We start from the raw sequence: 11494 nt of genomic DNA, 5'->3' as shown, positions 1-11494 counted from the left end.
GAGCGCGAAGAGGACCATGGCCTGCAATTTCAGTATTACGCACCCGAAATCGGCATAATCCGACTTACGGCATAATGACCAATTTCGTGAAGAAGCGATGAGTACAGGTGGACGTCGCTTAAAAAACGCTCCCGGTCGGGCATGAGAATGTCGTCAGGTCCAGGACGATAGCAAGCCTTCGTGCCGCCGTAGTGAATGATAGCTCCGGTCTGGCTAACAAAGGTGTCGACGGTTTCATTGTGCGGCACAGGCACCGTCGGCATCGGTTCGGCCGGGCTGTAATATTCGGTAGGCAGGTGTTCGATCTGCTCTACGTTGAATACCGTGTAGCCTTTGAGATAAGGGATTGAACGGTCGTCATCGGCGTCCTGATCCTTCGGGGTAAAGGTGCCATATTTAACGACAAACGATCCACGTTCGCCCTTCCGGATTTGACCGCCGAGATCCTTCGCCTGACGATAGGTCATCCAGGTGGTGTCCTCGTAGCCGTTCATCTGCGATGCGATCCAGAGCATAAGGACATTGATGCCGCGATAGGCCTCGCCGCTGGATCGGCGTGGGATGATGGAGGTAGGGCGGGTATTTCCGCGCCACGGCCGCACCCAAGGTTTGGTGCCGGCTTCCAGTTGTTCGATGATGAGGTTTGTGATGCGCTGATAGGTGTCGCTGACATGGTTCATAACCGTCTCCATTCGTTGGTTGACGGCAAGAAACGGAGATAGCCGAGACGACCCCACGCACCCTTGGGCCGCAACGGAAGAGGAGGACCGCGAAGCGGTTGCATGGGAGAGTGGCTATCGTAGCTTGTCCGTCAATCAGCCAACGAACGAGACGGCCTAGATGTCAGTCACCGTTTTCGAACGGGACCGGCCTCGGCACGGAAGGGGTGCCGTTTATCGTTCGCGGTCGTCGGAATCCCGCTCGGGCGGCTTGTGCGCCGACAACTCTGCAAGCCGGGATGTGTCCGCGGCGCTTTTCTGCTCTGGCGGCATTCGTTCGACGACGGGATCATCTGCATTTCTGACCTGATCCGGACGCGACAGGCGGGAGAAGTCAGAACGAGCCGTGAATGTGATTTCGGTATCATCATTGGGCAACCGCTCTGGAAGGTCGGCGCGATCAACGGCGACAATCCCGTGGTCGCTAACAAGGCTGACAACACGGATATCGTGACCGAGTACCTGACCTGAAACCTGTTCGCCCGGCCTGACGCTGCGCACGTTGTGCTCGAAAGCATTCTCACCGCGCATTTCCAGATCGACGAATGCAGCTCTTATGGCTTCCTGTCGGTTTGGATCGATCGCGTCTTCAAAGACATGTTTCATAGCTGGACTGGAGGGATCGTTGGTCGTCGCGATCGACGCTTCGATCATGCGCGGCTTGGTAATGACCGTGAAGTCAACCTCATGACCATATTCGCGACCAAGAGATGCTAGCAGCGCCTCCTGCGTCCGTCCGTTTCCTTCTCGAAACGGGTGCACATAATTCAACTCTGCCAACACTTTACCGGCGATCTCGGCGAACCGTTCGACCGACGATCCGCGCAAAATTTCGGGATTCCGGATCGGCCTAAAGGCTTCATCCAAGCCCATCTCGATACGCGAACCGTGCAGGAACGAGGTTCCGCCTTTCGACAGATTGCCAATCGGCTCCACTCTCTGGCCGTCAACTACCGGGCTTTCTTCCCGGGTATGACCGGCCCATTCATAAATATCTTGGAAAATATGACCATGAATGGCCTTCAGATGTTGCGCGTCGAAAGCGCCTTTCGGGCCGTCTCCTTCGCCAATCTCAACCATCCGGAATGCTGTCGCGCGATATTCTTCGACGCGCAGTTCCTTATGAGACCGGATTCCGAGTTTGTTGCGCAGCACGTCCCTGCGATCAGGATCGTCCGATATATTCGGATAGGTATAGGAGCCTTTGGGTTCCGTTTCAGCCATGACGAAGATCAACAAAAAGCCGCCAGCCCAAGGCAGGCGGTCTCATGTCCCAAAATGTTGAAGGGGAATTACTGAGGTTTGCGAACAACGCGCGCTTTGTATTCGTCGCGCGTGATCTCGCCGGCAACATAGGCCGCGGTTGCCGCCTCCAACAATGGATCGTGGACATAGCCCTGTCGCATATTTGCGGCGCGCGCCTGATCCGTAGCCTTTTTGCGCTTGGCAACAGCTTCCGGAGATCGATCCGGACGGGGGGCATGAAAGTTCATCTTCAAAACTCCTGTTGTTGTCTACACTAGCATCAAAAGCGTTGAAAATCCAGAAAACAAAGGGATTCTACGGCACTACTGTGAATTGCGCCCGGCATTTGACCGGGCGCTGTTGGGCTATCAATTGCGCGGTTCCCATTCGAGAACGGCCTGAAGGCTTGGGTCGTCCTGTCCGCCGAAGCGGCCCAGATTGGCGTTGTAGTTCAGGCGACGGATCGAGAGATTGCGCTTAAAACCTTCGCCATCGGCCTTTGCCTTTTTCCAGATGCCGCCAACCTCGATATTAAAGCCACGCGGTGACTTGGCGAAAACGCGATGCGTAGGAGCGTCCGGGTTTTCCGAGTTGAAGGGCACGACCTCGATGTCGATATCGTCGGTCAGGGTCGAGATGCGGCCTTTGCCGGATGCAGTGTCGAGGTCTTCGCTGTCGAACTGGATGAAATTGGTGATTTCGTTGGCCATGGTATTCACTCCTCTGTGTGGTTGCGATGATCGTTCACTGGCACGGCGGTAAGCGGTGTTGCACCCTTGGGCCGGAGCGCAGCGGAGGAAGCCGAGGGCCGAAAAATTTGTCGCGCGAGGAGCCGCAGGCGGGGAAATTTTTCAGGCTTCCGGCTTTGCAGCAATCGCGTCGACGTGCGAACGAGCGTCAAATGCAACCGATTTAGAGGTGTGGTCTATGCGCCAATATGGCAACTCGTCTCGTCGGCGTAGACCATTGATACGGTACTGATAATGCAAACGCATGATAGCCGGATTCAACGCATTTTCAACGGTTTCCGTGTGCTCATGACAAATATGGATAACCGGAACGGTTCTCTGCACTGATTATTCTGGAATACCAACTTTGCTATGTTCGGTGGGCGTTTTCTGAAGGCATGGGCCGGACGATAAGTGCGGGCTCTCTCCATCCGCCGCCCAAGCTCCAAGCAACCGTTCACGTGCTTCGTTCTCGGCATACCCGTATTCGGCAATGTCAATGCCGTGATTTCGCGGCAAGTAGAGCGACATCGCTTCAGCCCGACCCACGTGCACGATTGCAAGGCCGATATCCGTAGTCACGAGAAAGCACTGACCGACAGAGCGGTTATAGCGATCGATGTCAACGATCCGGCAGGACACATGCTTCCCGTCGATCATTTTGCGGAGGTAGCTGCGCGCAACCAGGCCGCATGGCCATGTCTTGCTGTTCAAAAGGCCGCTCTGCTCCTTTTCGCAAGCGTCGATTGCGGCAATCCGGACACGCTGTTGTCGTATGCTGATCGTATCGCCATCGATGACGCGGGCCGTTCCTGCCACGGAACCTGGCCATTGGTCTGCGACGGCAAGACCGACAGTCAGCGGCAGGGCCACCGCGAGGCGAAAATGTAGCGAAAGATCAATGTATTCCCTCCATTCCATGTCTGGCAGCAAGCCCGAAAACCGAGCGGGCAAGATGTAGTTCGCCGACCGCGGCGCGCTCTGTCATGGCGCGCAAATAGCCGCCCGGCGACTTCACTTTTTGCTCATCGAACTTCTGCAGCGTGATTGCGATGGCAATCGCGGCGGCTTGTTCCCCCATCTGATCGACCGCGCGGCGGCGTGCGTCTTCGGAAATGCCGGCCATGCGGCAAATTGGCGGGGCGAGCCGAGCCAATTCAGCCCAGGTGCGGGGGCGCGACATTCCATAGGTGGTCAGCGCCGGTATTGCCCGTAACAGATCCTGCAGGCCCACTAACGCTTGTGGCGGGTGTTGCGGTTGATTTAATATACTCGAATTGTGCCCCAGGCTTTTTTCGAAAGCCCTCTTACCGGCGAAGCCGGTGTTTGGGTAATTGAGTTGTTCGGCGTTAGCCGAATGCATTTCACCTCTACTATTTTCAAGGGAATAAGGGTTTGTAATCTGTTTGTGCGTGTCGTTTTCGGCATACGGGCATGTCGAATCTTCGTATCTATCCGAAAACTGGTCACGGCGAGGCAGCTGCATCGCCCGCTCGACGATCCATTCAATCAAGCCTGTTGCGCGACGGAGAACGGCGCTTGATGCCTTGCTCGCGATGCCTACTGCATCGAGAACACGCGCAAAACGCTTCTCGATCAACGCGCGCAGCCGCGCGGGCAGGTCCTCGATAGACGCGAGCGCGTAACGCAGATTGCGAACGGCGCCGCGATAGCGACGCAGGTTCGCATTAAATGACTTCTTTTCCGCCTTTGCCTTCCGGACCATCCCATCGAATTCCGGGAAGCGAGCTATAAGAACACGCAGATCGATGCCGCAAGCGTCGGCAATACTACCGTTCCCATTACGGACCGGATAGCGCTTATAGTTGCCGCTGTCCTGCATGGTTACTAAACCGGCATCGAATAGCCGTGACAAGATGCGGCTCACACGTCCCTCGGATCGTCCGATCTCGAAGGCAAGCGTCGCATTGGATTTGAACACGATCGGTCGGCCGCCTTTGTCATAGCTCTCGGATGGAGCCGTATTGATCAGGGCCACAAGCAAGTGCGCCTCGGTGCCATTGATGAGGCCAAGGCAAGGGAGTGACTGCGCAAGACCGATCAGTTGGCCGCGTGTTACCGTTCCGATCTTTGCGGACTGAGCCAGCCGCCGAAACTCGGTTCGTTGTGATGTCTGTTTGCGGCCGACCCGCCGCACAGGCTGTTGGGCTTCTCCCATACTCCTCGTCTCCTCTTAGGGACCAGGCAAAGCTTTCCCGTTCGCCGAAAAGCGTTTTGTATTGACTTTGGAAGTTGGGAGTGCGACTTTATTTTTACGAAATATTTGAAATTTGCACCCCGCTTCCGGATTTTTTCGGGAGCGGTTTTTCTTTTTTACCCGGTCACATTCTCCTCAAAGTTTGGTATTCGACAGCAAGGAATGTTACCGATTTGGTTCATTACGACAACCCATAAACACACGTTCTGCCTGAAAAGTGCGCCTTAGAGGCCATTATTTTTAGATCTGAGGACTGTAATTTCCCTGATAAGTCATCCCCCCGGTATTTCCGTATTACCTTTTCGGTAACATAAATCGAACTTACCCGTTTTATTAATCGAAGCCATTTCGCCTCTCTTAATGGGCCTCCGGCATCCCTACAGCGCGATATGAGAGCGCGGGTGCCTCCGGCCGGCGGCGTTCGCTACGCTCTCACCGCATTTGGTGCACTAAAATTGTTTGAAGATCCCAAACTGATTAACCCGAGAACAGGATTCTACTGAAGGGTCTTCGATGTTTTCGGATAAGCGACGGGTTGGAATCTGGATTCAAGGCGATTATATTTTCGGCGTTCAAAGCGGATGGAGACGTGACCAGATTGCGTTGAACGGCCCCGGTGTCTTTGGGAAGAACACCGGGGTTTAATTCCTTCGGTCAGCTCCGCGTTTGGCGCGAAAAAACGATTGAGCGCTTGAAAGTCAGCTGAAGCCACCAAAAAGCGTCAGCCCTTTTCGAAAGACGGTCGCCCATGGCAATGTAGAGAGCGTTCATGCGTTTTCAGCCGCTACCGCGCAGTTAAATTTTGTATGCACAGCTTTCAATCAGAGTCTTGTTTACATTTTTATGCGCAGTATCGACTTATGAACGACAATTATCCTTCCTCAATGATCGATTGGACTGGCAAATCAACTTTCAAACGCCGACAACACGCCCGGTTGCTGGTGGCGGTGATTGTCATGTTGATAGCTTTCGTCGGGGTCACAACGCTCGCGTACAACCTCCTCGCATCAGGTACATCCGACCGCGCCATCCTTCTAGAAGACGCGTCGTCGAATGAAATGTTTGACTGATCCTAAAAAGGCCACTTCGCTTAACCTGTTACAGGACACTGAATGATATGCCGCCCTGCCGATCAGTATCTTCTACATCCAGAGATAAGAGATCATGAGCATCGGAAGGTTTCAGTTCCACTTTCTGGGCATCCATTGCCACAGCAATAGCCTGCTTATTCCCCCAGAGTTTTCCCCGCCTAGTCGTATCCGGACTGTCCGAAGGCTCCGCAATACTAAATTCAATCTGGCCAGCATCAACGCCGTCACAAATCAAACTGCCTGACCCATTCAGGAATATAACACTCAAGTCTGCGGCTCCTCACAAGAACTCATACTGGTCATATGGCCAGCGGCGACTTGGTTCAATGATCAATCGATCGGGTCGCCGCGATACGAGGCGGTTGCGCGTCCCCTGCGCATTCAATAGTCTTCCTCGGCAAAGCAAACATCGCTCCAATTAAGAGGATCCATATGGCAACGGGCACGGTAAAATTTTTCAATTCTGACAAAGGTTTCGGTTTCATCACGCCAGAAAGTGGCGGCAGTGATGTTTTTGTGCATGTCACCGGCAAAGCCAAGGCAGAGAACGTTCGACCGATCTGAATCGGCATCCCGCGGACTTGTCGCCAGGTCCATCGCTGCAATCTGGCGGCGATGGTCTTCGTACGGACGGCCTACGCACATAATCCGATCATCCGCCAAACCGCTTACGGTTATGAAAGCCCTCGCCTAACGGTTCGAACGTCGGAAAAGGGAAAACCAGTGCGACAAGCAAATCAACGCCAGACCAGTTATGAGAATGACGCCGAGCGCGAAAAATCCACTTAGGGCCCAAAATATGATGGGGTTATCGCTCATATAGAGGTCCGGCCCTCGTCTGTTGACGATCCTCCCGTTTTGTATGACGCCAACGAGACCCTGTGCACCAGCCCAGACCAGCCAACAAAGCAATCCCGCGACAAGGCCCGAACCCAGAATTTGGCTTATTCGCGATATTCGTTTCCAAATCATGGCTGCGCCTTAAGAAACGGGTCAACGCAGTCTCATATTGAGACGAGATGCCCACTTGCCTTCATTCCTGAAAACAGGAGCTGGCGGATTGAAAAGGTCCCTCCCCTCGCCTTCTGTGTCAGAGATCGTAGATATCCGCCAGGCGAATTGATGGTCGATAGTTTCTGCAGGATCCAGGCAATAGCGGTAGAGGTGATTTCCGGTCCCATGAAACGGATCGCTTCCTGATAGGCTGATTGACTGATGCCGAGAAAGCCGGAGACGATACGTGAGGCGTTGAGAAGCTCACGCCATGTGCCAATTCCGTTCGCACCATACTCGCGAATATCTGGACAGGATCGAAGCACCTGGTCGAGAGAAATGGAAGGCGTTAACTCATCAGAAGTTTCTTCCGGCATCACAGTAACTGGTGTTTTCGCGGAAGGCGCGTTCAAATCAATCTTTTTGCTATTTTGAGATTCAAATAGTGATTCTGGCAGGGATTCAATATGCTGCCGCTCAAATTGAGCGCCGCTGCCGCTCATTTCCGGAACAATCTCTATTGTTTTCAGAGCGATAGCCAATTCACCACAAATGGCTTCAAAATTGACCCTGATCGCGGACAGTTCATCAACAGATGCGCGGCGAGGAATAGCGTCGACAATGGCGCGGAAGCGAACGAACAACGCTTCGAGACGTTCACCAAGCTCACCTGTTTCTTCGGCCATACCCGCAAAAGCTGCCGCCATATCTCGGCGCATGACCGACACTTCGTCGCGAAGACGCTTCAGTGCTTTCTGATCGGCGAGGATCTTATCCGCGATAACAGCAATTTCAGAGGAGCGATCGAGTAAGGGCGCAAAGGAAAAGCCGAAAGCAAGCTCGACGCCGCCTTCCCTATCCTTATGAGCATAGCGTTTGCGGGTCGGGCTATCTTTGCGCGCAATGATCCCGGCTTCAATCAGGGAGGCCAGATGTCGGCGCAGTGTAGACTCCGGCATGCCATGGGCGCGCAACGAAAGCTGTCGATTGGATGGGAAAACGACGAGACCGCTTTTCTCATGCAATTCATCATCAGGCAGAAATGACAGAAGCGAGCTCAGCACGGCAAGACAACGATCGTTCAGACCGAATTCAGCCTTAGCGACGCAAAGCTGTTTGTAGAGCGCCCATCTGTTTACGCCCCTCCCCTGCATCGGCTTCTCTTGCCGATCAGAATTCTGGGCAAACGCCTCCATTCGCCCACGAAATGCAGGCGTGTTAGTCTTCAGAGTTTGCATTCCCTCTCACCTTTCAAAAGGCAAAAGAAATCCACCCGCCAAAAAGACGCTTACGACTCTTGACACTGATTCATGGAAATGCGATTCTCTGATTACCACATCCGAGAGAGGCTTCCACGACGGCGACGTTTTGGGGGTCTTTTTCTTTTGGTCGTTATCCTTCTTTTTCGTCTATCAGATACTGCGCATGCAGCTCAGGCATTCGTTCCGCAAGAAAGTCAACGAACCCTTGAGGAACATTTTTTTGAAAACTTAGCCGTGAACCGGCCTTAGACCGAGCAATCGTTGCCAGCAGTTCGCCGTTTGCTCGGATTTCACGCTGTACTTTAGATTCCTGTGTTGCTTGCTTCATATCGGGTTGTTTCAAAGCGGCGACAGCGGCTTGAAAACGATCCGACGGCGAGCTTGTCAACGCCTGCTGAACTAGAAGCTGGGCATTGGATCGTGCGTTCCACAGTTCGCAAAACTCGAGCCAACGTCTGCGTCCTGTGTCAGGCGCCCTTCCGATTAGTAGCAATGTAGACTTCGGAACAGTAGTCGTGATGCGTAGCATCTCAGACAGATGTGACTTTGTCGTTGATAACGAGGCGCAAATGACATCACGCCGAAAACCTGCTGCTTCCTGTTCATGCGCAAAAAGACATTTTTCCAAAAAGCTAAGGTCTTCTCGATTAGTGTTCTCTTCACCCTGAAAGACTATTGCCTGTTCGTCAGTAAGTTCCTTGATAACGGCCCGGAAGGGCAATCCCAATTGCTTTGCTGCATTCCAGCGACGGCGGCCAAACACGATCTGATAATGGTGTGTTCCATCGTCCAACGGACGGACGAGACCAGGAACGATTTGTCCCCGTTCTCGCATTGACTCAACGATCTCTGCTGTTGCTGACTCTTCATAAGAGCCATCAAAGCGATCTTGAATTGGCGACGGAGCAATATCATTAACGTCAATGTCAATGATGCGATCGCCGTCCTTCAGAATTTTCGCGAACGTCTCCTCGCGTTCGTGAAGTTGGCGAAGCCCTGCCGCCACTTTTCGAAGATGAGGCGATGGCGAAGCTGCTGGCGTCATGTCGCCAGTTTGCTCTTGCGGCTTCATAAGGTTTGCGAAGATGGATCGGGAATCTTTCCGGCTCATTCTCTGCCCCATGCTGTCCAAAGCAGCTTTTCGATTTCATCGTTCACAGCGTTGAGTGACTCCATCGCCCTGTCATACGTTTTGGGCGCTGAAAAACGTGATCGCTGCACTTCATACAGGCTTTGCTTCCACGTGAGTGCATCTGCTACCGCTGTCGATTTCATAACCATATTCAGCAAGAGGTCCTCGCCGAAGACCTGTCTCATAAGAGCGGTCATATTAGCCTGCGGGTGATCGTTTGCTTCAAATTTGGTTATGATGAACTTTGCAAAATCCCAATCAACTTCGGCTCCGGCATCATTCAACACCTGCATATACGACGCTGCGAGCTCGAGAAACTTTCCAGTAGCGTCAACATCGAGCATATGAGCGGGTACAGGAATTATCACACCGGTAGCGGCCGTAAGCGACGCAAGCGTCAAGAAGTTTAGGGATGGCGCTGAATCCATCAGGATAACGTCGTAGTCGTCTGAGACCTGATCCAACGCTTGCGATACACGAAGGAGGAAGTTGGTGCCGCTTTTGCGCATCTGAAGCGCTACTGCAGTTTCAAACTCTGTCAGTTCCAATCCCGCGCAAATTACATCCAGTCCCGGAATATGAGTCTGATGGATCAATTCTTTAGTGGGCCGGGGATTCTCAAACTGGATCGCTGCGTACAGAGTATCATCAACCCGTGGATCAAAATTGGGAAGCGTACCGTGTAAGCTGGTCAATGAGGCTTGCGGGTCAAGGTCCACAGCGAGAACGCGATAGCCCTTCAACGCGAGATAATGCGCTAAATGAATCGTCGTCGACGTCTTGCTCGACCCGCCCTTAAAATTCGTAACTGCAATTACATGGCAAGCTTCGTCTCCGGTGCGTCGTGGGTTCATCCATTTCTTACGTCCCTTCGACGCAAGCATCATTCTGAGTTCAAGGACTTGTTCCAACGTATAAAGGCGGCGCCCATTGGATGTTACCTCTGGCGTCGGACCTATATCTTTTTGAACGACTTGGCGGATATATGCTTCCGAGACATCGAGCAATGCTGCGACTTCCGTCGACGAAAATTTACGCATTTCTCGACGGGCATCTGGCGGATATTGAGCGATTGAAAGATTCTGTAGAGCGCTTTCGAGCTTGCCCGAAAAATCCTGCATAAACTGAAGACTGCTCAGGTGGCGATTCACGATTTTATCCTCATTGAATTGGAGCATATTAGACGCCACTAGAGTTAACGAATGGTAAAACCAAATGTAGTTTCGCAAAAATACAAAAGTGCGAACTTTTTGCGCAACTTCAAGCTAGTCCGATTCGGGCGCTGAGAAAAGAGGAAGTTCCCCGCGGGGAACTTTTGAAAATTTTGTATTTTGGAGTCTGAGGAGGCGCGGTAACGACCCACGGCTTCATCTTATATATTGCATAAGTGCTTTATAGTTCCCCGCGGGGAACTTTATTCCTCGAGTGGTGCGCCCCTCCCCTCTTGCAGTCTCCAGGATGCAGGGCATAAAGATGTGAGACTACGTAAAAAGATCCGTGTTAGCTTAATACATATCGTTGTACGGCTCTTTGGTCTCTCCAATTATTCGGGCAAGCTCGGAAAACGTGCTGGATCGCGGAGTTGTTTCCTTGTTTGCGGCCTCGAGAATTCGGATAGGAAAGCAGACGGCATCACGGCTCGAAGGATTGAGATCCTCGACAAAACGTTCGTCGCTTCGCGCTATCGCTTTGGCCTTCTTAAGTGCTCCGTTTAGCTCTATTCGCGTGAGAACGCCTTTTTCAACCAAGGCATGATTGACGGCCATAATTGCCATGCAAAGTCCTTAGATCTGCAGATTGGCTACGTTCATTTTCACCCCCTGTGGCTGGAGGAGAATAACGCTGCGCTGCTGTCTTTTGATCCACGGGTGGTCGTTTTGACGGATAGTCAATAACTAAGGACACACTTTCTTGGTCTTGTTGACGTTGGGGCTGCCCGCGCCCGGGATATCCAAAATATCCCAGTGATCGCTACACACAACGAGGATGCTGTGTGCGAAGGCGACGCCCACTTGATCGAGGATAATATCCTAGGCGGCGTGGACGAATTGGTTGACGAATTGATCGCAGCTTGATTCAAGACTGCTTTTTGGAGGCAGTCATGAG

The 11494-nt window shown here is 52.7% G+C and carries 11 protein-coding genes and 2 pseudogenes; 2 read left to right on the top strand and 11 right to left on the bottom strand.

Annotated elements, in window-relative coordinates:
* Positions 1–74 precede the first annotated feature (74 nt).
* From KWJ32_RS27165 to repC (KWJ32_RS27140), 6 genes and pseudogenes are all read right to left on the bottom strand, one after another.
* Positions 75–680 (bottom strand): annotated as a pseudogene (locus tag KWJ32_RS27165) (ArdC-like ssDNA-binding domain-containing protein); the annotation flags it as partial.
* Between the two features lie 213 nt (positions 681–893).
* A complete protein-coding gene (locus tag KWJ32_RS27160) occupies positions 894–1943 on the bottom strand; it encodes a Fic family protein (RefSeq protein WP_256886582.1) in 1050 nt (349 codons plus the stop codon).
* Positions 1944–2011: 68 nt separating this feature from the next.
* Positions 2012–2212 (bottom strand): hypothetical protein, encoded by a 201-nt coding sequence (locus KWJ32_RS27155; RefSeq protein ID WP_256886581.1) that lies wholly within the window; start codon positions 2210–2212, stop codon positions 2012–2014.
* Positions 2213–2332: 120 nt separating this feature from the next.
* Entirely contained in the window at positions 2333–2674 is a 342-nt protein-coding gene (locus KWJ32_RS27150) for a DUF736 family protein (protein ID WP_094574695.1), read from the bottom strand.
* A gap of 366 nt (positions 2675–3040) precedes the next feature.
* Positions 3041–3613, bottom strand: coding sequence for a thermonuclease family protein (locus KWJ32_RS27145; protein ID WP_256886580.1), 573 nt, complete (start codon positions 3611–3613; stop codon positions 3041–3043).
* A complete protein-coding gene (repC, locus tag KWJ32_RS27140) occupies positions 3591–4871 on the bottom strand; it encodes a plasmid replication protein RepC (protein ID WP_256886579.1) in 1281 nt (426 codons plus the stop codon). Before repC (KWJ32_RS27140) ends, KWJ32_RS27145 begins: the two co-directional genes overlap by 23 nt.
* Before the next feature lie 899 nt (positions 4872–5770).
* On the opposite strand from repC (KWJ32_RS27140), the gene KWJ32_RS27135 reads away from it, so the two are divergent.
* Complete coding sequence (locus KWJ32_RS27135) at positions 5771–5980, top strand: hypothetical protein (protein WP_256886578.1); 210 nt, start codon at positions 5771–5773, stop codon at positions 5978–5980.
* Positions 5981–6008: 28 nt separating this feature from the next.
* On the opposite strand, the gene KWJ32_RS27130 is transcribed toward KWJ32_RS27135, so the two are convergent.
* Complete coding sequence (locus tag KWJ32_RS27130; RefSeq protein WP_256886577.1) at positions 6009–6269, bottom strand: hypothetical protein; 261 nt, start codon at positions 6267–6269, stop codon at positions 6009–6011.
* A 164-nt stretch (positions 6270–6433) separates the two neighbouring features.
* Here KWJ32_RS27130 and KWJ32_RS27125 point away from each other — a divergent pair.
* Positions 6434–6526, top strand: a pseudogene (locus tag KWJ32_RS27125) (cold shock domain-containing protein); the annotation flags it as partial.
* Positions 6527–7005: 479 nt separating this feature from the next.
* Here the strand turns inward: KWJ32_RS27125 and repC (KWJ32_RS27120) are convergent.
* The 4 genes from repC (KWJ32_RS27120) to KWJ32_RS27105 form a co-directional block, all read right to left on the bottom strand.
* Positions 7006–8232, bottom strand: a complete 1227-nt coding sequence (gene repC, locus KWJ32_RS27120) for a plasmid replication protein RepC (RefSeq protein WP_256886576.1) — start codon at positions 8230–8232, stop codon at positions 7006–7008.
* A gap of 154 nt (positions 8233–8386) precedes the next feature.
* Positions 8387–9367, bottom strand: a complete 981-nt coding sequence (repB, locus tag KWJ32_RS27115) for a plasmid partitioning protein RepB (RefSeq protein ID WP_256886575.1) — start codon at positions 9365–9367, stop codon at positions 8387–8389.
* Positions 9364–10539, bottom strand: coding sequence for a plasmid partitioning protein RepA (repA, locus tag KWJ32_RS27110; RefSeq protein ID WP_256886574.1), 1176 nt, complete (start codon positions 10537–10539; stop codon positions 9364–9366). Before repA ends, repB begins: the two co-directional genes overlap by 4 nt.
* A 354-nt stretch (positions 10540–10893) precedes the next feature.
* Positions 10894–11163, bottom strand: coding sequence for a hypothetical protein (locus tag KWJ32_RS27105; protein ID WP_256886573.1), 270 nt, complete (start codon positions 11161–11163; stop codon positions 10894–10896).
* Between the last annotated feature and the right edge of the window lie 331 nt (positions 11164–11494).

It is taken from the genome of Ochrobactrum sp. BTU2, assembly GCF_024539785.1.
Classification (GTDB): domain Bacteria; phylum Pseudomonadota; class Alphaproteobacteria; order Rhizobiales; family Rhizobiaceae; genus Brucella; species Brucella anthropi.
This window is presented reverse-complemented; position numbering and strand designations above follow the sequence as displayed.

Bases quoted from the DNA above. Each gene is read 5' to 3' on its own strand.
- KWJ32_RS27160 (WP_256886582.1), bottom strand. From the start codon at position 1,943: ATGGCTGAAACGGAACCCAAAGGCTCCTATACCTATCCGAATATATCG.
- KWJ32_RS27145 (WP_256886580.1), bottom strand. From the start codon at position 3,613: ATGGAATGGAGGGAATACATTGATCTTTCGCTACATTTTCGCCTCGCG.
- KWJ32_RS27155 (WP_256886581.1), bottom strand. From the start codon at position 2,212: ATGAACTTTCATGCCCCCCGTCCGGATCGATCTCCGGAAGCTGTTGCC.
- repB (WP_256886575.1), bottom strand. From the start codon at position 9,367: ATGAGCCGGAAAGATTCCCGATCCATCTTCGCAAACCTTATGAAGCCG.
- repC (WP_256886576.1), bottom strand. From the start codon at position 8,232: ATGCAAACTCTGAAGACTAACACGCCTGCATTTCGTGGGCGAATGGAG.
- KWJ32_RS27105 (WP_256886573.1), bottom strand. From the start codon at position 11,163: ATGGCAATTATGGCCGTCAATCATGCCTTGGTTGAAAAAGGCGTTCTC.
- KWJ32_RS27150 (WP_094574695.1), bottom strand. From the start codon at position 2,674: ATGGCCAACGAAATCACCAATTTCATCCAGTTCGACAGCGAAGACCTC.
- KWJ32_RS27135 (WP_256886578.1), top strand. From the start codon at position 5,771: ATGAACGACAATTATCCTTCCTCAATGATCGATTGGACTGGCAAATCA.
- repC (WP_256886579.1), bottom strand. From the start codon at position 4,871: ATGGGAGAAGCCCAACAGCCTGTGCGGCGGGTCGGCCGCAAACAGACA.